Source organism: Commensalibacter sp. B14384M2 (assembly GCF_016101865.1).
GTDB lineage: Bacteria > Pseudomonadota > Alphaproteobacteria > Acetobacterales > Acetobacteraceae > Commensalibacter > Commensalibacter melissae.
In genome coordinates this window covers 1-18,651 of the sequence record NZ_JACFPS010000001.1, presented here as the reverse complement: position 1 = coordinate 18,651, position 18,651 = coordinate 1, and the positions used below count along the sequence as shown (strand labels likewise).

General features: G+C 37.9%; 18 protein-coding genes and 3 tRNA genes. 6 read left to right on the top strand and 15 right to left on the bottom strand.

What is annotated here, in order from left to right; genetic code table 11:
• Positions 1 to 161: 161 nt before the first annotated feature.
• Both typA and H3R33_RS00100 read right to left on the bottom strand, forming a co-directional pair.
• Entirely contained in the window at positions 162 to 1,985 is a 1,824-nt protein-coding gene (gene typA, locus H3R33_RS00105; RefSeq protein ID WP_122124041.1) for a translational GTPase TypA, read from the bottom strand.
• Between the two features lie 130 nt (positions 1,986 to 2,115).
• Positions 2,116 to 3,144 carry an adenosine kinase gene (locus H3R33_RS00100; RefSeq protein ID WP_122124042.1) on the bottom strand — a complete coding sequence of 343 codons (1,029 nt, stop codon included), beginning with the start codon at positions 3,142 to 3,144 and terminating at the stop codon, positions 2,116 to 2,118.
• 290 nt (positions 3,145 to 3,434) lie between these two features.
• Between H3R33_RS00100 and H3R33_RS00095 the strand changes: the two genes are divergently transcribed.
• Positions 3,435 to 3,935 carry a polymer-forming cytoskeletal protein gene (locus H3R33_RS00095; RefSeq protein WP_110438569.1) on the top strand — a complete coding sequence of 167 codons (501 nt, stop codon included), beginning with the start codon at positions 3,435 to 3,437 and terminating at the stop codon, positions 3,933 to 3,935.
• 77 nt (positions 3,936 to 4,012) lie between these two features.
• On the opposite strand, the gene H3R33_RS00090 is transcribed toward H3R33_RS00095, so the two are convergent.
• From H3R33_RS00090 to H3R33_RS00080, 3 genes are all read right to left on the bottom strand, one after another.
• Positions 4,013 to 4,549: a GcrA family cell cycle regulator gene (locus H3R33_RS00090; RefSeq protein ID WP_110438570.1), complete on the bottom strand. Its 537-nt coding sequence runs from the start codon at positions 4,547 to 4,549 to the stop codon at positions 4,013 to 4,015.
• A 59-nt stretch (positions 4,550 to 4,608) separates the two neighbouring features.
• Positions 4,609 to 5,784, bottom strand: a complete 1,176-nt coding sequence (gene rnd / locus H3R33_RS00085) for a ribonuclease D (protein WP_198184452.1) — start codon at positions 5,782 to 5,784, stop codon at positions 4,609 to 4,611.
• A 580-nt stretch (positions 5,785 to 6,364) separates the two neighbouring features.
• Positions 6,365 to 6,538: a hypothetical protein gene (locus tag H3R33_RS00080; RefSeq protein ID WP_198184451.1), complete on the bottom strand. Its 174-nt coding sequence runs from the start codon at positions 6,536 to 6,538 to the stop codon at positions 6,365 to 6,367.
• Between the two features lie 203 nt (positions 6,539 to 6,741).
• On the opposite strand from H3R33_RS00080, the gene queF reads away from it, so the two are divergent.
• Positions 6,742 to 7,209 (top strand): preQ(1) synthase, encoded by a 468-nt coding sequence (queF, locus tag H3R33_RS00075; protein WP_110438573.1) that lies wholly within the window; start codon positions 6,742 to 6,744, stop codon positions 7,207 to 7,209.
• Between the two features lie 12 nt (positions 7,210 to 7,221).
• Here the strand turns inward: queF and atpC are convergent, their stop codons facing one another.
• The 7 genes from atpC to H3R33_RS00040 form a co-directional block, all read right to left on the bottom strand.
• Positions 7,222 to 7,650 (bottom strand): ATP synthase F1 subunit epsilon, encoded by a 429-nt coding sequence (gene atpC, locus H3R33_RS00070; protein ID WP_110438574.1) that lies wholly within the window; start codon positions 7,648 to 7,650, stop codon positions 7,222 to 7,224.
• Between the two features lie 29 nt (positions 7,651 to 7,679).
• Positions 7,680 to 9,152, bottom strand: coding sequence for a F0F1 ATP synthase subunit beta (atpD, locus tag H3R33_RS00065; protein WP_110438630.1), 1,473 nt, complete (start codon positions 9,150 to 9,152; stop codon positions 7,680 to 7,682).
• An 80-nt stretch (positions 9,153 to 9,232) separates the two neighbouring features.
• Positions 9,233 to 10,150, bottom strand: a complete 918-nt coding sequence (locus tag H3R33_RS00060; RefSeq protein ID WP_122124048.1) for a F0F1 ATP synthase subunit gamma — start codon at positions 10,148 to 10,150, stop codon at positions 9,233 to 9,235.
• 12 nt (positions 10,151 to 10,162) lie between these two features.
• Positions 10,163 to 11,701, bottom strand: a complete 1,539-nt coding sequence (atpA, locus tag H3R33_RS00055; protein ID WP_122124049.1) for a F0F1 ATP synthase subunit alpha — start codon at positions 11,699 to 11,701, stop codon at positions 10,163 to 10,165.
• The gene (gene atpH, locus H3R33_RS00050; RefSeq protein WP_122124050.1) at positions 11,701 to 12,288 is read right to left on the bottom strand and encodes an ATP synthase F1 subunit delta; all 588 of its coding nucleotides are present in this window, start codon (positions 12,286 to 12,288) and stop codon (positions 11,701 to 11,703) included. The genes atpA and atpH overlap by 1 nt, the downstream gene beginning before the upstream one ends.
• A 268-nt stretch (positions 12,289 to 12,556) precedes the next feature.
• A complete protein-coding gene (locus H3R33_RS00045) occupies positions 12,557 to 12,808 on the bottom strand; it encodes a hypothetical protein (protein ID WP_198184450.1) in 252 nt (83 codons plus the stop codon).
• A gap of 1,446 nt (positions 12,809 to 14,254) precedes the next feature.
• Positions 14,255 to 14,328: transfer RNA gene (locus H3R33_RS00040), tRNA-Gly, on the bottom strand.
• A gap of 185 nt (positions 14,329 to 14,513) precedes the next feature.
• On the opposite strand from H3R33_RS00040, the gene H3R33_RS00035 reads away from it, so the two are divergent.
• From H3R33_RS00035 to H3R33_RS00020, 4 genes are all read left to right on the top strand, one after another.
• A tRNA-Trp gene (locus H3R33_RS00035) sits at positions 14,514 to 14,590 on the top strand.
• Positions 14,591 to 14,696: 106 nt separating this feature from the next.
• A complete protein-coding gene (secE, locus tag H3R33_RS00030) occupies positions 14,697 to 14,891 on the top strand; it encodes a preprotein translocase subunit SecE (protein ID WP_198184449.1) in 195 nt (64 codons plus the stop codon).
• Positions 14,892 to 14,898: 7 nt separating this feature from the next.
• Positions 14,899 to 15,429 carry a transcription termination/antitermination protein NusG gene (nusG, locus tag H3R33_RS00025; RefSeq protein WP_110438580.1) on the top strand — a complete coding sequence of 177 codons (531 nt, stop codon included), beginning with the start codon at positions 14,899 to 14,901 and terminating at the stop codon, positions 15,427 to 15,429.
• Between the two features lie 311 nt (positions 15,430 to 15,740).
• A tRNA-Thr gene (locus H3R33_RS00020) sits at positions 15,741 to 15,815 on the top strand.
• A 203-nt stretch (positions 15,816 to 16,018) separates the two neighbouring features.
• On the opposite strand, the gene H3R33_RS00015 is transcribed toward H3R33_RS00020, so the two are convergent.
• The 3 genes from H3R33_RS00015 to H3R33_RS00005 form a co-directional block, all read right to left on the bottom strand.
• The gene (locus H3R33_RS00015) at positions 16,019 to 16,279 is read right to left on the bottom strand and encodes a hypothetical protein (RefSeq protein WP_198184448.1); all 261 of its coding nucleotides are present in this window, start codon (positions 16,277 to 16,279) and stop codon (positions 16,019 to 16,021) included.
• Between the two features lie 99 nt (positions 16,280 to 16,378).
• The gene (locus H3R33_RS00010; RefSeq protein ID WP_230873450.1) at positions 16,379 to 17,776 is read right to left on the bottom strand and encodes a carbohydrate porin; all 1,398 of its coding nucleotides are present in this window, start codon (positions 17,774 to 17,776) and stop codon (positions 16,379 to 16,381) included.
• A 577-nt stretch (positions 17,777 to 18,353) separates the two neighbouring features.
• The coding region (locus H3R33_RS00005) for a hypothetical protein (protein ID WP_198184447.1) at positions 18,354 to 18,651 on the bottom strand (298 nt) is incomplete at its 5' end.

Sequence of the window (18,651 nt, the reverse complement as noted above, 5' to 3'; positions counted from 1 at the left end):
TTATGCCTTAATTTGGTCTTATTTCATTTCTTAAAAGAAAACAGAAAATCAGCAATCCTTGCAATCGTGTTAATTATAAAATGACCTGTTTTAAAATCAAGTTACAAATTGTTACATACAGGATCATATCCTATTATAATCCTGTATAAATTTATGTATAATCAGCTTTCAGCTCTTTGTCTGACGTGACGTTTCCGCTCATGTGGATCAAGATATAATTTGCGAAGACGAATGGCTGACGGTGTAACTTCCACCAATTCATCATCCTCAATATAAGCAATAGCCTGTTCCAATGACATTTTTCTTGCCGGAGTCAATAAAAGTGCCTCATCTTTACCCGCAGCACGCATATTGGTTAATTTTTTTTCTTTGATTGGATTAACATCCAGATCATTTTCACGAGAATGTTCACCAATAATCATTCCGACATAAACCTTGTCAGAAGGTTCTACAAACAAAACCCCTCGATCCTGTAAAGAGAAAAGGGAATATTGAACGGCAACACCATTTTCGGCAGAAATCAACGAACCATTACGACGCCCAGCAATGGGTCCAGCCCAGGGACCATAACCTGAAAAAAGCCGGTTCATGATCCCGGTTCCCCGTGTATCCGTCAAGAACTCGCTATGATATCCAATCAAACCCCGGGAAGGAATTGAGAAAGTCAATCTCACTTTTCCGCCACCAGATGGATTCATATCCTGCATTATACCTTTTCGGAGGGACATTTTTTCAACAACAACCCCAGAATAAGGTTCATCAACATCAATAAGAACCTCTTCATAGGGTTCTTCTTTCTCACTTGTTTCCTCGTTAATGCGGGTTAGAACTTTTGGACGGCCAATAGTCAGTTCAAATCCTTCCCGACGCATCGTTTCAATCAAAACACCGAGTTGTAGCTCTCCACGTCCAGCCACTTCAAAAGCATCATTTTCAGCACTATCCGTAACACGAATAGCAACATTACCCTCAACCTCGCGATACAGGCGTTCACGGATTTGACGAGAGGTCACCTTTTTTCCTTCACGTCCACCCAAAGGACCGTCATTAATGCGAAAGGTCATAGATAGGGTTGGAGGATCAATCGGGGTAGCATGTAAGGGTTCCGTTATTTCTGGAGAAGCAATGGTTTCTGAAACCGTTGTATTGGATAAACCTGCCACAGCCACGATATCACCAGCCTGGACCTCCTCAACAGGAACACGTTCCAGACCTCTGAAGGCTAGCAATTTTGTTAGACGGCCTGTCTCAATAATTTTACCATCATGTTGCAAAACACGAACAGGCATATTTACCCTTGCTGTTCCCTGTTCTACCCGTCCGGTTAATATACGTCCAAGAAAATTGTCATATTCAAGGATAGAAGCAACCATTGCAAAAGGCGCATCAAGGTTAACCGTTGGTGCAGGAACATGTTTGACGATAAGATCAAACAGCGCACTTAAATCCTCTTTATGGTTTTCAATTGTATAATCAGCCCATCCCTGACGCCCTGACGCATAAAGCATTGGAAAATCCAGCTGCTCATCATTGGCACCCATCGCTGCAAACAGGTCAAAAATTTCATTATGCACTTCATCCGCACGAGAATCTGAACGGTCAACCTTGTTCACCACAACAATGGGGCGCAAACCACGATTCAAAGCTTTTCCAACTACGAATTTAGTTTGTGGCAAAGCTCCCTCGGCTGCATCAACCAAGACAACCGCCCCATCAACCATTGATAAGATACGTTCAACCTCCCCCCCAAAATCCGCATGACCTGGGGTGTCAATAATATTAATTCTTACATTATTCCATACAACAGAGGTACATTTGGCAAGAATCGTAATCCCTCGTTCACGTTCCAAATCATTACTATCCATTGCACGTTCAACCACATGCTGATTTTCACGAAAAGTTCCGGACTGCTGTAATAACTGATCAACCAACGTTGTCTTGCCATGGTCAACATGTGCAATGATGGCAATATTTCGGATCTCCATGATGTTTTTCATTCTCCAACAATACAAAATATGTATGTTTCGCATTATCTACAAAACATACATATTATTCTTCTTCTCAATAGTTACGTAAATTAATAACAAAAGTTATTTTTATCAAAAAAGCCAAAAATTAGAAATTCATGACTTCTTTCAATTCCGGTAATGGTCTGGCACCCACATGGGAAATAACTTCCGCAGCCACAACACTTCCCAGACGACCACATTCGGCATAAGTCCTGTCAGTAGTCCAGCCAGCCAAAAATCCAGCGACATAAGCATCACCTGCCCCTGTCGTATCCACAACAACCGTTGGAACACTGGCAACCTCTATCCGCTCTGAATTGGCAAGAATAACACTGCCCTTTTCACCACAGGTTATAACAGCGATTGGAATATCCTGCGAAGCATTTTGAATGGCTTTTTCCAAATCTTCCGTTTCGTATAGTGCACAAATTTCAAATTGGTTTGCGAAAACCATATCCACGTGATTTGATACAAAATCCTTAAACTGTACCAGATGTCGCTTTACACAAAAAGGATCAGACAAACTCAACGCGATTTTCCTTCCTGCTTTGTGCGAAATATCTGCAGCCTGATAGAATGCCTTTTGTGCAAGTTCACCATCAAATAAATATCCCTCCAATAAAGTTATTTTGGCATGACTTATGACATCTTCATCAACATCATCTGGTGTAAATTGAGTGCAAGCCCCCAAATAAGTATTCATGGTTCTTTGTCCATCGGGCGTTACAAAAATAATTGACCGAGCTGTATATAGATTTGGATGCAGGGATGATTTTAAAGGGGTCGATGGAAAATAAACACCACCCTGCTGAATATCTTCTGCAAAGCGTTTTCCGACGGTGTCATCCGCAACTTTTCCCAAATAAGCCGTTTTTGCCCCCATCAGGGCCGCAACAAAACAGGTATTTGCCACTGATCCCCCACTCATTTGTTTTTCCGGCTTTATCAGGCTTTTCAAGGCCTTGACCCGTTTTGCATCAATCAAACTCATACTTCCGGGTATCATTTCCTGTTTTTCGAGAAAATCATCATTAACTCGTGTCAATATATCAACAATGGCATTCCCTATTCCTGCAATATCAAATTCAACATCATCCTCTTTCTTCCGACCAAGTAAATTTTTAAAACCACGCATAAAAAACTATTTCCTTTCCATATAATTATAAAAATTATATTCACTAATCTTAAATGATGTTATTTCTTTTTCTTGCCAGCATACTTAAAAAGTAATTAATATATTTAAAACATTTACTAATTTTTCAAAAATCTTCAATCTGTTTTGACTAAATGTCTTTTTTCCCTAGCAGGTCTGTTATACTTTGCTTTACAAACTATACAAGAAGCCATTATTAAACAACAAAAATAACCCGTAACCCAACGTTACCCGATTTTACTTTGTTCTTTAAACGAAAGTCTTATCTTACAATGAATAATCTAACCCCTATTCTTGAAAAAAAACTTATTAACCGAAATACGCTTTTAAACAATACAGAACATACATATTCAAATGACGCATCCCTAAATCGCAGGGCTCTTGTCGTTGGTCAGGGTATACACATACAAGGTACGTTTAATGACGTTGAAACACTCATAGTTGAAGGAACGATTGAAACCTCCTCAATCAAGTTGAAAAAACTTGTCATTCAGCAATCTGGAGTTTTCCGTGGAACTGTTGAATCCCAGGATATTGAAATAACCGGGATACTGGAAGGCAATATTACCGCTCAAGGAAATCTTACAGTCACTGCAAGTGGCAAGCTCCTTGGCAAGGCGAAATGCCGACGCCTTAAAGTTGAAGATGGTGGACAAATCACCGGACAGGTTGAAATGATTACCACGGACAAACTGAAACAAACGTCAGCTGTCGATTATAGCAACGATAAAGAGGAAGTGGTGACAGAAGAAGTTAAATCTTCAGCAACTTAGTCGAAATAATAAACAAATATTTATGTAACCATATCTTCTCTCATCAAAATTCAATTTTATGAGAAAAGATAGATTTATTAGGCAACGTTATTCTTACGATCTTTCAATTTTACATAGGCGATCTGAACATGTTCCAAACAATAGGGTTTACCCGGAACGATCGGCGCCTTGCAAAAATGAAAGTCTTTTTCGCCTGGATCACCTATCGGCCAACAGCATTCTGAATTTGATTTTCGATAAGAAGGCAGCTCTTTTGGTGATATAAATTCAAGCTTTTTAGGTTTTTTAGTCCTAACCTCAAGCTTCTCTTTAACTGATTCGTCTTTGACAGCATTAATCTCTTTTGATTCTATAACAGTCTGTGTAACGGTTTTATTTTTTTTAGACTCATCCTTTTTTGATATAGCATTTTTTTGAGATTTTGTTTCACCCACTTTATCTTTTGTTACACTCGCCTTGCGAATCGGGGAAGGTCTTCCCTCAAGTCCCAATCGATGCGCTTTACCAACAACAGCGTTTTTCGTTACATTAAGCTGTCTGCCAATTTCCGCTGTTGAAAGACCTTGTGCCCATAATTCCCGTAGGCGGGCAACGATTTCATCAGTCCATTCCATACATTTTCACCTTAATTACATCACTTTATAAATAACAAATAATTTTTTAAAAACAAAATTCAAACTTTTACAAATTTTAATGTTTTATCTTGAACGGATATCATGAGTTTCCCTTCACATAGATCAATGGCATCTTTTCCAAAAACCTCATGACGCCAACCTGTAAATATTTCCAAATCTCGATAACCCAGAGCTATTTTTTCAATATCCTTACTACTGGCAACCAGCTTAGGGGCCACTTTATAAATTTCACATTTGGCCAATAACATTACCTTTAACAACGAAACCAGAGCTTCTGATGGTTTTTCTACAGGATTTTTATAGATAAAAGGGGTTGGCAATGATTCAGAATCAATCTCTTTCGTTTTTTTTATAATTTCTAAGACAGATTGACCATCTTGGCCGTTGGCAAAATCTCTATTAATACCTCTTATTTTTTCCAAGGTTTTTACAGTATCGGGTAAAGCCACGGCAATAGCAATAAGACTTTCATCCCTAATGAAATGATGCCTTGGGATATTCACCTTTTGAGCTTTCTCTTCACGCCATTGTATTAAATAAGATAAACAGGCCAATGATCGACCATTACGAATTTTTGCCCCTAATTTTTTACAGATTTTTTCAATAGGAGGTAAATAAAAATCTGGATTGGACAAAAGTTCCATTTCAGAAGCAACCCAACTTAAGCGATTATCCAATCGTAATTTTTCATATAAAATTGGAAAAGCACTCCACAGATAGGTTACATCTGCAACTGCATAATCCTGTTGTGCTTTTGTTAAGGGACGCATTGACCAGTCACTAAACCGATAGGATTTATCAACCTTATGGTTCAGTAACGATTCAATCAATGAATCATAACCGATTTGATTTCCAAACCCTGCAACCATTGCAGCAATCTGCGTATCAAATATCGATACAGGCAAAAAGCCAAATAAATGCAAAAAAATTTCCAAATCCTGCTGAGCGGCGTGAAAAACCTTAACAATCTTTGGTTCAAGCAATAGAGGGGTTAATAAGGATAAATCAATTGTCTTGGAAAGAGCATCAACCAAATAAACCTGATGACTACCTGCAATTTGAATTAAACATAATTCCGGCCAATAAGTCGATTCTCTTACAAACTCAGTGTCCATTGTTACATAGTTTTCTACCAACAATGAATCAACCATTTGTCTCAGAGAATGACTGTCTGATATTAATTGAGGTGCAGGAAATTCCTTAAATGATTTCATAAACAATTAAATTAGTTACACTGAAAATCGTTATAAATAATATGATTTTCAAGGTAATTTAAATTTCCTCCAATTTCCTATTTCTGTGTTTTTACAAAATAACTCTGCATGATTATAAGCACGATTTATAAAATAATTTGACATTAATCTCAAAGTATCAATAGACAAAAAAGATTAATTTAACAAAATTGTATCCATGAACAATTCCAAAACACTCGTTGATAAGAGACCTGATCCAGTACGCTTCCTCTATATTGGCAAATGCTTTTGTTTCAGTCAGATTTTTTATTTTATTTTCCATTTTTGATACGATCAAACCATTTTCAATATAGGAATCATTTCCCTGAACATATAATAAAAAACAATCAAATTCCTGATAGACAAAAATATTATCCAGACTTGCATAACAATCAATTTCAACATCAATATATTTGCAATAGATAACAGAAACGAAAAATGTCTGATTGCATTACTGGATAAATACAGCAACCCTGAAATAAATTAGCAAATTCAAAAAGATAATATTGTTTTATAAAATCATAAGATTGATCAAAATCAAAAAAAAGTAACCACGTAATCGTTATTGCATTTTGTTTATTTTTTGAACAGATTCCCCCATGTTGGCTTGCAAATGATAATCGCGCCAAAAAATATAATCTTTTTTCCACAGGCAATTTTGATCTGCCTGAACGCCATTCTGATCATCAACTATATTAAAATATTGGGCTTTCAAATATTTTGGCAATTCCGGCATTGGCGTGTAACAATATTTTAAATTTTGCCGCCTGTTTTTCTTCCTCTGTAAACATCTTGTTTTTTCTATCCTATTGTAATACCAACGTCACTAAATCCTGTTTCCGTTTTCATAGAATATGATTAAAGTAAATCCAATATAAACTTAATCGATATTATGAATTCAAAAATGTTATATTCAACCTTACAGTAAAAGGTAAAACAATGAATGATACCAAAGAACTTAAAAACTACCTGACCCAGCTTGGGGCAAATACCTCTTTACCTCAATCTCCATCCGAAGCAAAACTTGAAAAAGTGCCTGCCCCTTATCCTGAATATGATTATACTATTCGTTTTACCGCACCAGAATTCACATCATTATGCCCAATTACCGGACAGCCAGATTTTGCTCATCTTGTAATCGACTATATTCCAGATAAATGGATTGTCGAAAGCAAATCACTAAAATTATATTTGGCAAGTTTTAGAAACCATGGAGCTTTTCATGAAGCTTGTACAGTTGAAATCGCAACCACACTGACAAAATTACTTGACCCAATATGGTTACGAATTGGTGGATATTGGTATCCAAGAGGGGGAATGCCTATAGATGTTTTTTGGCAAACCAGCACACCTCCCGAAAATGTATGGATTCCTTCACAAGATGTTCCTGCCTATCGTGGCAGATAATATCTTTCATTACTAAAGGGTTTGGTTATGTTTATCTGAAACAGCCAAATCAATAATAGCATTGGCTCCCTGCATTCTGTCAATCAACTCACGTTGCTTATCAGTATCATTGGTACCTGAAACCCTATTATACTCTTCCTGCAATTTTGCCAAACGCTTGATCCCTTCCTCTTCAGAAAGTTCATTCAATTTTCTGACTTGTTTGGCAAGAACAGTACAACAACTTTCTTGCATTTCGGCAAACCCGTCTTCAACAAACAGACGATGGATAACCTTATTGTCCTGATAAAGATCAATCACTCCAGCACGAAGAAGAAAAATCATGGGGACATGACCTTCCATTGCGGCAATATCCCCCTCTAAAGCAGGTAAAACAGCCATATCCACTGTCTGAGAAAGAACAACTTTCTCGGGACTAATAATTTCAAGTTTGATTGACATTATTATTTTCCTTTATGGCTTTTAACCGTTTATTTTTCTTCTTGTTTCATTTTTTCGGCTTTTGCAACTGCCTCTTCAATAGTGCCTACCATATAAAAAGCAGCTTCTGGCAAATCATCATGTTTTCCATCGACAATTTCTTTAAAGGAACGAACTGTATCCTTTACTGCCACCAATTTACCTGGCATTCCGGTAAAGATTTCAGCAACATGAAAAGGCTGGGACAGGAAACGTTGAATACGTCGTGCCCGTGCAACAATCTTTTTGTCTTCTTCAGAAAGCTCATCCATACCAAGAATTGCAATAATATCCTGTAAAGATTTATAGTTTTGCAGAATTTCCTGTACCCGTCGCGCAACCTCATAGTGTTCTTCACCAACGATACGGGGATCCAAGGAACGTGAAGTTGAATCCAGAGGATCTACAGCAGGATAAATACCCAATTCAGCAATTGAGCGGTTTAAAACTGTTGTCGCATCCAAGTGAGCAAATGTTGTTGCTGGCGCGGGATCCGTCAAGTCATCCGCAGGCACGTAGATAGCCTGAACAGAAGTGATAGAACCTTTTTGCGTAGAGGTAATGCGTTCTTGCAATGCACCCATTTCAGTTGCCAATGTCGGTTGATACCCCACGGCGGAAGGAATACGACCCAGCAGGGCAGACACTTCAGAACCAGCCTGGGTAAAACGGAAAATATTATCAACAAAGAATAATACGTCCTGTCCAGCTTCATCACGGAAATATTCTGCAACCGTCAGACCGGATAACGCCACACGCGCACGGGCTCCGGGTGGCTCATTCATCTGGCCATAAACAAGAGCAACTTTTGAGCCGTCAGTTTTACCCTCATTAATCTTGATAACACCCGCATCAATCATTTCATGATACAGGTCATTTCCTTCACGGGTTCGTTCACCAACACCAGCAAAAACTGAAACACCACCGTGACCCATCGCAATATTATTGATCAATTCCTGAATCAAAACGGTTTTACCAACACCGGCACCCCCGAACAGACCAATTTTACCACCCCGTAAATAAGGGCAAAGAAGGTCAACAACCTTGATACCGGTTTGCAGGATTTCAGTTGTTACACCCTGTTCCTCGAATGAAGGGGCCTGGCGATGGATTGGCATTCGCTTGGCAGAATGAACAGGGCCCATTTCATCAATAGGTTCACCAATAACATTCAAAATACGACCGAGTGTTTCAGGCCCGACAGGAACGGAAATCTGGCTACCCGTATTAATCACTTCCATTCCACGAACCATACCATCTGTTGAATCCATGGCGATACAGCGCACCTGGTTATCACCGATTTCCTGTGCAACTTCCAATACAAGCGTACGATCCCCGACCTTACATGTTAACGCATTTAAAATATAAGGAAGCTCCCCTGTAAACTGCACATCAACAACAGCACCCTTGATTTCTGTAACTTTTCCCACAGAATTACTTTTAGATGCCTGATTTTCTTGATTCCCCGCTTCTGAATCACCCATTGTTGCATTACTTTCATTAATTGCTGTATCCGACATAATAAGGTCAGCTCCTAGCAGTATAGTATAATTTATAATAACAATCAGGCAGCATTCGCACCCGATATAACTTCAGTAAGTTCATTAGTAATATTGGCCTGACGCGTCCGATTATAATATAAACTCAACTTATCAATAGCCTTTCCGGCATTGCGTGTCGCACTGTCCATTGCAGTCATTCGAGCACCCTGTTCACCAGCATTTGTTTCAAGCATTGCCGCAAAAATCTGAACTCTCAAATTTTCCGGAAGCAAACGATGCAATACATCTTCCGCCTCAGGCTCAAACAGATAATCTGCCTGATCTCGCAATCCTGAACTGTTTTTTTGATCAGCACCGTCTTTACGGTCCGTATCCTTTACGGCAAGCTCCAATGGAATAAGCTGCAACTCCGTTGGTGTTTGAACCATCACATTTTTAAATTTATTGTAAATGACAGTACAAACATCAAATCGCTGTTCTTCTAATAAAGACTCGATATAGGCAGCGATCTGGTCTGCGGACTGATATTCAACGTTACCCAAACGATAATCGACATGTTCAGGTCCGATGATAAGATTGGGAAACTCACTACGGCAATATACATACGTTTTCAAGCCAACAGGAAAAATCTTAACAATCTTTCCCTGTTCTTGTAGACGTTTGACCATATTGCGTAATGTACGATTTATATTACTGTTAAATCCACCTGCCAAACCCCGATCACTGCTCATTGGAACAATAAGATGAACCTTGTCTTTACCAGTACCTGTTAACAATGCAGGCAAACCAGGACGACCATCCAAAGACTGCTTCAAACTAACCAGAATACGCTGCATCGCCATAGCGAAAGGCTGAGCCTGACGAGAACGTCGCTCAGCACGATGCATTTTGGCTGCCGCAACCATTTTCATAGCACTCGTTATTTTTTTGGTCGATTTGACACTATTTATACGAGCACGCAATTCTTTTAAAGAAGCCATTCACAAAGTTCCCTAAGCCTGTTTGAATTGTGCAACAAAATTTTTCAGGAATGCTGCCAATTTTTCTTCCAATTCCTTAGTGATCTGGCGTGCATCACGAATTCCATTAAGAATTTCGATACCGGTAGAACGCATGGATTCAATATATTGATGCTCAAATTCCTGAATCTTGTTTACTGGAATTTCATCAGTGTAACCACGGGTACCCGCATATAAAACAACGACCTCTTCTTCCATGGTATAGGGAGAATTTTGGGGCTGTTTTAACAATTCTGTTAATCTTGAGCCACGTTCAAGCAACTTACGGGTCGATGCATCAAGATCGGAAGCAAATTGAGAAAACGCTTCCATTTCACGATATTGGGCAAGCTCCAGCTTAATACTGCCGGCAACCTGTTTCATTGCTTTGCTTTGTGCCGCTGATCCAACACGGGAAACTGAAGTCCCCACATTAACCGCAGGACGAATACCACGATAAAATAATTCTGTTTCCAAGAAAACCTGACCATCTGTAATGGAAATAACATTGGTAGGAATATATGCAGAAACATCACCAGCCTGTGTCTCAATAACAGGCAAGGCAGTTAATGAACCTGCACCACGTTCATCGGACATTTTTGCAGAACGTTCCAAGAGACGAGAATGCAAATAGAATACATCGCCAGGATAAGCCTCACGTCCAGGAGGACGACGCAATAAAAGGGACATTTGACGATAAGCTACGGCCTGTTTTGACAGATCATCATAACTAATCAATGCATGCATACCATTGTCACGAAAATATTCACCCATTGCCGTGGCGGCATAAGGTGCAATATATTGCATTGGCGCAGCATCTGAAGCGGTTGCGGCCACCACAATGCAGTAATCCATTACACCCTGTTCCTCCAACGTGCGAACAACCTGTGCAACAGTGGAGCGTTTTTGACCGATAGCCACATATATACAATAAAGAGTCTGCTTAGGATCCTTTAAAGCATTCATGGTTTTTTGGGCAATCATCGTATCAACCAAGATTGTTGATTTGCCAGTTTGACGGTCACCGATGATTAATTCACGCTGTCCACGCCCGATTGGAACCAGAGCATCAATAGCCTTGATCCCGGTCAACATTGATTCACATACGGATTGACGCGGAATAATTCCGGGAGCCTTAACATCTGCCAAACGACGTTCGACATCTTTCAAGGGCCCCTTTCCATCAATCGGATTTCCCAATCCGTCAACAACACGACCCAACAATCCCTTACCAACAGGCACATCCACAACCCGATTTGTACGAGTAACGTTGTCCCCTTCACGAACTTGACTGTCGTCACCAAAAATAACAACACCAACATGGTCGATTGACAGATTTAAAACCATCCCGGTCAAATTGCTGTTGACAAAAGAAACCAATTCCCCCGCCATAACGTTTTGCAGGCCATAAACCAATGCAATACCGTCACCAACAGACAGAACAATTCCTGTTTCCTCAATGTCAGATTCTTTATCAAAGGACGCAATTTGTTTTTTAAGGATGTCCGAAATTTCTGCGGGACGGATTTCCATCACGCGGCTCCCTTCATAACATTGTATAGGCGATTAAGACGTGATTGAAGACTAGCATCATAGAGCTTTGACCCAATACGTACGATAATTCCACCTAGTATCTTTGAATCAATACGCTCTTGAATATCTACTTTATTGTACCCTGCTTGGGAAAAACGATCCTTTAATTGGGCACGTTGCATATCCGTTAAAGGAGAAGCTGTAATGACTTCAGCAGCAGTAATGCCACGACGAAGATTAACCAAAGCAAAAAATGCCATTAAAAAAGATTTTAAATCAGCAAGCCTTCGATTATTTGCAACCACACCTACAAAATTCTGCAAAATCTGACTGAATCCACAATGATTCATCAACTCAGCCATTATTGCTTTGCTTTGTACAGTATCCAAAGAAGGGTTATTTAAAACATTTCTCAATGTTTCATTTTCAGAAATAATTTTTAACAAACCCTCGGCCTCTGCAATCACCTCATTTAAAGCATGCTGTTCCTCAGCAAATTCATATAACGCGGTAGCATATCGCCCCTTAAGATTATTTGCCGTAAAGGCGGAAGCTGCAAGCGCAGCATGTGTTGCATCGGTATTCACTTCGCTTGTTCTCTCATCGTTCACTAAAATGCAATTGAAACTTTACCCGCTTCATTTTACCTCTTCAGCAAAGGTTTTACAGTCCAAAATGATATTATTAAAAGCCTATATTTTAAAGTAAATCAATAATAAAAACAAAAATATTTTTCAAAAATAAATTTGTCTCAAGTCATACAGAATGATTGTTATACCGACAATCATTCAAACGATCAATTCGATTTAATATAATTTTTAGTAAAAAATATTTTTATTTAAGGAAAAATAACAATTATTGGATATCAATATTGGTGCGTCGACAAAGATATAAGTAAATCACTTTCTTACCCATTATTGGCAGTCTATGCAATGCCGACGAATAAAAGCCTGTTCCGATAGACATTATTGTCTCAGCCAGTTTGGACACAGGGCAGCACGATAAAATTACAACTGATCTTGACCCGCTCAATCCCGACTGATCGGATAATGCATCCAAATTGGCAGAACATGCGCGTTTCGATAAATACTCCGATAAGCTTTTCATAGGGCCTGAACGGGATAAGAGAAACAAATCGTAATGCGGGAACATTCTACCTAAACACTGCCGCAATCTTTAATCGTCACAGGCACTAGATGGCGATTACTGCTAAAAAAAATAGTTATCAGCTATTATTAAACCTCTGTATTTAACACGCCATACTACGAGAATATAAGATAATACTCAAATTGCTATTCGGTTTTATCTGCTATCACGATAATCACCGTGTCATCATAACCAGTGTGAAAATAATAAGTCCGATAATACAAATCTGGCTATATTTATAATAAAAACATTTTCTATGCTATATTATTTTCCATATATTCATATGTTGGCATTAAAAATCCCCGCACAATTAATTAAGCCCGTTGAATTTTTATCTAATGAACTAAATAAAAATAACAACTACCAAACGGTCAGGATCAAATTTTTCATCATCTGGATAAAACCACGTCCTTCTTCACCTATTCATTCACTTTCATCAAGTTTAACGTTGTTAAGAACACCTCACAATTGTTCACTATACTCAAGTCAACTGTATATAAATCATGACGCTCAACACTTGATGTGCCAAGGTCATCTCACCACAGATTGAAATCTGCTTTATTGCTCTGAAACTTGATTTTACGAATTATTATTAGCACATGTACCAGTATATCTCGGCGAAAAAGGCGCCAACTCACTGTTAGGAAATGAACAATTAAATCAGCTGCTGCATCAGAAAACATCACACGCCAGTCTATCTCACGCCTCGATATTAATTAATACGCCATCTCAATTCTTCTTCAGCTGGTATAGACCAATTAATTTTGCATATCCATAGCCTTTGCCTTTTATCCGAACTAATCGTCATTAATCCCCGCAGCCGAAAAGAAACTATCGCAAAACGAAATTCAGAAAAGAATTTAGTTATTTATCTAATACGACACCTCAAAAAATGTTATTAGAAATGCGTATGCGCAAAGCGCATCTAATGCTGCAATCAAAGGATCAGGTTCGCAAACCGCCTGGAACGTATGATATTGAACCTCCAAAAAAATTCTAGCATCGTATCCAGCTATTTCCTGACTATGAATAATATTAATTTTTATAGCTCTGATTCCATATCATTATTGCATTATACAATATAATACCAAAAATAAATATGCAGAATGGATTCATTTTCAGTTCAAATTAAACTCATTTGAGCATAAGTTTTTAACGCTGATTTTATTTTGAATGCCCAGATAATGAGCATGACAGTAAAATAGATATAATCAATTATCGTCTCAGTATCACTCACAGCCAGCTTATGTCTATCAACAACCATCCAGAAGCCGGTAACAATTGTCAGTCGCAGAGAAAAATCTTCGAAAATGATTCATTTTACATTTCCCAACCAATTTTAGATGTGAGCATATCATGAGGCGGTTGAACGCAGCTAAATTCAGTGAAATTCTGGAAATTCGAAAGTGGAGCGGGCGAAGGGAATCGAACCCTCCTCGGTAGCTTGGAAGGCTACTGCATTACCACTATGCTACGCCCGCTTGATAATGCTCGATTGAGTCTGAAAAAACTTTTAATGATTTTTCTTCCCAAATCAAGCTTTTTTTTATCATTTTTATAAAAAATAATTTTTATTCATTTTTTACTTGACTTTCTGTCCATTCCATTGCTTTTTCTTGTATCAATAGATATGATGGTTCTGATCCATTCATATCAAATTTTTTGCAGGGGTGTAGCTCAATTGGCTAGAGTGCCGGTCTCCAAAACCGGAGGTTGCGGGTTCGAGACCCTCCACCCCTGCCAAATTAAATATGAATGACAAACATTCATTTTGTTTTCAACCCATCCTGATATATTATAATAATTTAACATAGTATTTTAGGATCATTTTATGTAGGGAAGGTATTTCGTGCCGGTCAATCCCACGAAATTTCTAAATGAGGTTCGTGCTGAAGCCAAAAAGGTAACTTGGCCTTCACGTCGTACAACATTAATCACAACCGCCGCTGTTCTGGCAATGGCTGCGGGTGCTTCTGCATTCTTTTTCATCGTGGACCAGGCTATCGGCTTTGGAATACGGATTTTATTTGGCCTAGGAGGGTAAACCAGTTATGGCAAAACGGTGGTACGTCATTCATGTCTATTCTGGTTTTGAAAAAAAGGTTGTTCAACAGATTAAAGAACAGATTGAACAAAAAGGTTTAACTGACCAAGTGGAAGAAATCCTTGTCCCTTCAGAAGAAGTCATAGAGGTTAAACGTGGCCAGAAAGTCCAAACAGAACGTAAATTCTTCCCCGGTTATGTTCTGGTCAAAATGGAGATGACTGATGAGGCATGGCATTTAATCAAGGATACCCCCAAGGTTACGGGTTTTCTTGGAAACAGAATGCATCCATCCCCAATTTCCAATGCAGAGGCCGAATATATCATTAATCAAGCCAAAGAAGGTGCAAATAGTCCGCGTCCTTCTGTAGACTTTGAGGTTGGCGAGCAAATTCGTGTTTCCGACGGGCCATTCACTTCATTTAATGGTGTTATTGAAGAAATAGATACTGAAAAAGGTCGACTAAAAGTCAGTGTTTCCATTTTTGGACGTTCTACACCTGTTGATCTGGAATATAATCAGGTGGAAAAACTTTAGTCCCTTAAATACTGGATGCAAAACAATATAAAACAGCTTTTCGTTTCCCATTATCATTTTTTGCATCCTTACCGACTTATCCAAATATTCAGAACCATTTTTACTAAATTCTGATTTCTTCATAAAACTTAAACAAGATCCATTGAGACAAAATCTCTTTTTTTTATAATAGTGATTGATCAATAAGCCTAATAAAACAAATCTTATATCCAAAAAAAATTCTATAATAAGCTTCATTTTCATATTTCTTAATAAATTTCACCCTCCACTCTTGAAGAATAAATAAAGCTCCTATATAAAACAAAAACCACGCCGACATAGCTCAGGGGTAGAGCAACTGATTCGTAATCAGTAGGCCCTCGGTTCAATTCCGAGTGTCGGCACCATAAACTTAATTAAATCATTTTTTAAATATAATTTAACGTGATCCGACTTGACTTAATAATCTGACGTTATAGTAAATAATAATATAAAGCTAAATCCGCTTAAAAACACATCATATATATTTTGTTTTTTAATGTCATAAAACAAAAAATTGTTTTATTTAATTCAATAAAGTTATTATAAGTTCTAAAAAATTAATTTTCATCTATGAACAATAAGCAATTCCTGCTTTTTCAGCCTTTTTTTGCAGATCAGGGGCATTTTTCAAATTCAAGGGTTGTAATATATGATTCTTTGTCTTTTGACAAAAATTGGCCGCCATATGAAATGAAGGATGATCAGGGGAAGATAATTCTTTACGCAGGCAGCCAACATCACTTTCCAAGGGTAAACGCCCCATTTCTGGATTACAGGCATTAAGCAGTAATCCAGTAAATAAAATTAAAATCGATTTATAGTTTATCACTGTATTCAACCCTGAAATCTTTAATAAAATTTTTGATTATAATGAGAATAGCTATTATCGTTAATTTATTCTTTTTACAGTGACAAGCAATATAGTTTTTTAAAAAGTTACGTTGGTTTTCAAACCAACAATCGTTGCATCTTTATAGGCCTTCGTCGCGGCAACATGATGAAAATATTCAAATACTGGCATAATCATGATTCCACGATAGGCAGCAAAACCATAATTAGCTTCAAATAAAATTGAATCTCCCTGAACTCCAGGAGCGCCATTCAATAGAGCGAAAACTCCATTACCATTTAATGGTGCTCCATGTGCCACTTGAAATTGCTGTGCATGCCGAAGAGTATGAGGGATCGTATAATATGTAAACATCACCCCAATTTGATCATAGGCTCTGTCTTTCCAAAATCCACGATCCAAAAACCCGAAATTGTAAAAGTCCTTAAATGTTGATGTTGTCGTAGAATCATGCCCATAATTTGCCAAAACAAATAGTCCATGATCATCAATTGCATCATGACGATAAATCATTTGGTAGGATTGAATCCAGAATTGGGTACGGTAATCTTTTTTATTGTTATTTAAAACTTGTGAAGACCAGGTTTGAAAATGACTGCTATCTATACCTGCACCAATATGAATGCTACCCACTAAATGATGTTTTCCGATATCAGGATTATAACCAAATTCAACAGGAACGAAAGCACCAGTTGTTCCCTTGGTTCCCCAATAAAATCCAGTTGCTCCTCCTTGTGGCCAAGGTGTACTTTGATATGCACCCACTTCAAAATAACTATTAGGTGTCATATTAACAAGAATTCTTCCCCCCCAAACTGCACCAGGCCAATCTGAAAATCCCTGTTGAGATTGAGTACTTCTTGGATGGCCACAAGTTGAAAGAATCATAAATTGACATGCCATGGGACTATGGGCAAAATCATCTCCTACACTCATACGACCGACTTTAATATCGACCCGACCATTCCATAATTTTTGTTCACCATAAACATCATAAATATGAAATAAGCGAGAATAGCCACCCCCGTATACTTCCTGGGCCTGAATCTGCGTATCCCCAACATAATCAGCACTGGCATTACGACCTGAACGATTCATAACAATCATATGAGTTGAAAAGCCCTTTAAGCCGGCAATTTTTTCCCAATCCATATCAACTGAAAATGTTATTTGTTGTGTAAAATCAGCACCGTTTCTCCGTCCACCATGAACCACACCAGCTGTTTCTGTCACCCAGTTTAATCCAAGCTGAATACCATATTTATCAAGATAGTCATTTATCGGTTTAGAAAAAATACTTTTTGTTGGATCAAGACTGGACGGGTTTACTTCACGTGTATTGAATTTATTCATCTCACCAAGTGCAACATTCCGATTCGTCTCTGGTACTGAAGCATCATCAATATTTTGAGGAGGTTTACCATTATTGGAAAGATCAAGCGCCATTAATTTGTTAATTGGCATAAGCAAAATCATTACGTTTAAACCCAATATAATATACTTTTTCAGGAAATTTATAGGACTATAAAAAGCAATTAGACTATCCATAACTTAACCTTTCCTCATAAAGTACATTCAATCAGAGGATATATTTTCTCTAAATTGAAAATTTCAATATTAGTTAATCATTAGATTAATATATTAAAATATAAATTTATTGTTACCTTAGATAAAAAATGAAAAATTGGTTAAAATCTTTAAATTTGTGTATTTTATAATACACTTCATTTTGAATTATTTACTAAATACAAAAAATGATATTAAATATTTTTTTTTAAATTTTTAATAAACAAAATATTTTTGATATAAAAACAGAAAAAATACAGAACTAAATATTTTACCTATATTTTGTTTCCAGTATTAATTATTCTATAAAAAATTTTTATATTTATTAAGTTATGATATTTATTAGGTTTTTTTACGTTATATGAGAGGTGGGCATGCGATATTCACAAGTGGTTTATTCATTTTTTGCATGAGGGGATGGGAGGGACTTGGCACTGGATTTCATGTTGGTTTTGCAGGTTAGTGTTTGCAACAATTCATGATATTTTCAAGTGATACGCCGGCCTCGGAATAAAGACTGCCCGGTGGCCATATTGTTTGCCAAGATTGCCATACAGGACGCATTTTTCCACGGTTTCATGTATAAAAGACTTTTTTTGCTTTCAAAGGCAACAGACCACATGGGTTCATCCACTGGCCTGCAAAAGCAGGATCGGCAACAAGGATGATGCGCCAACACGGGATCGACAGGATATTGTCCGTGATGATATAGCAATTTTGAGTGGAAGTTATTGGGAGCGGGGAGAGGATTTGAACCTCTGACCTTCAGGTTATGAGCCTGACGA

What these genes read in the sequence shown, in the direction of transcription:
- queF (WP_110438573.1), top strand. Translation starts at nt 6,742, where the DNA reads ATGAATGATACCAAAGAACTTAAAAACTACCTGACCCAGCTTGGGGCA.
- H3R33_RS00095 (WP_110438569.1), top strand. Translation starts at nt 3,435, where the DNA reads ATGAATAATCTAACCCCTATTCTTGAAAAAAAACTTATTAACCGAAAT.
- atpA (WP_122124049.1), bottom strand. Translation starts at nt 11,701, where the DNA reads ATGGAAATCCGTCCCGCAGAAATTTCGGACATCCTTAAAAAACAAATT.
- H3R33_RS00100 (WP_122124042.1), bottom strand. Translation starts at nt 3,144, where the DNA reads ATGCGTGGTTTTAAAAATTTACTTGGTCGGAAGAAAGAGGATGATGTT.
- rnd (WP_198184452.1), bottom strand. Translation starts at nt 5,784, where the DNA reads ATGAAATCATTTAAGGAATTTCCTGCACCTCAATTAATATCAGACAGT.
- H3R33_RS00080 (WP_198184451.1), bottom strand. Translation starts at nt 6,538, where the DNA reads ATGCCGGAATTGCCAAAATATTTGAAAGCCCAATATTTTAATATAGTT.
- atpC (WP_110438574.1), bottom strand. Translation starts at nt 7,650, where the DNA reads ATGTCAATCAAACTTGAAATTATTAGTCCCGAGAAAGTTGTTCTTTCT.
- nusG (WP_110438580.1), top strand. Translation starts at nt 14,899, where the DNA reads ATGGCAAAACGGTGGTACGTCATTCATGTCTATTCTGGTTTTGAAAAA.
- H3R33_RS00060 (WP_122124048.1), bottom strand. Translation starts at nt 10,150, where the DNA reads ATGGCTTCTTTAAAAGAATTGCGTGCTCGTATAAATAGTGTCAAATCG.
- H3R33_RS00010 (WP_230873450.1), bottom strand. Translation starts at nt 17,776, where the DNA reads ATGATTTTGCTTATGCCAATTAACAAATTAATGGCGCTTGATCTTTCC.
- atpD (WP_110438630.1), bottom strand. Translation starts at nt 9,152, where the DNA reads ATGGGTGATTCAGAAGCGGGGAATCAAGAAAATCAGGCATCTAAAAGT.
- typA (WP_122124041.1), bottom strand. Translation starts at nt 1,985, where the DNA reads ATGGAGATCCGAAATATTGCCATCATTGCACATGTTGACCATGGCAAG.
- H3R33_RS00045 (WP_198184450.1), bottom strand. Translation starts at nt 12,808, where the DNA reads ATGAAAAGCTTATCGGAGTATTTATCGAAACGCGCATGTTCTGCCAAT.
- H3R33_RS00090 (WP_110438570.1), bottom strand. Translation starts at nt 4,549, where the DNA reads ATGGAATGGACTGATGAAATCGTTGCCCGCCTACGGGAATTATGGGCA.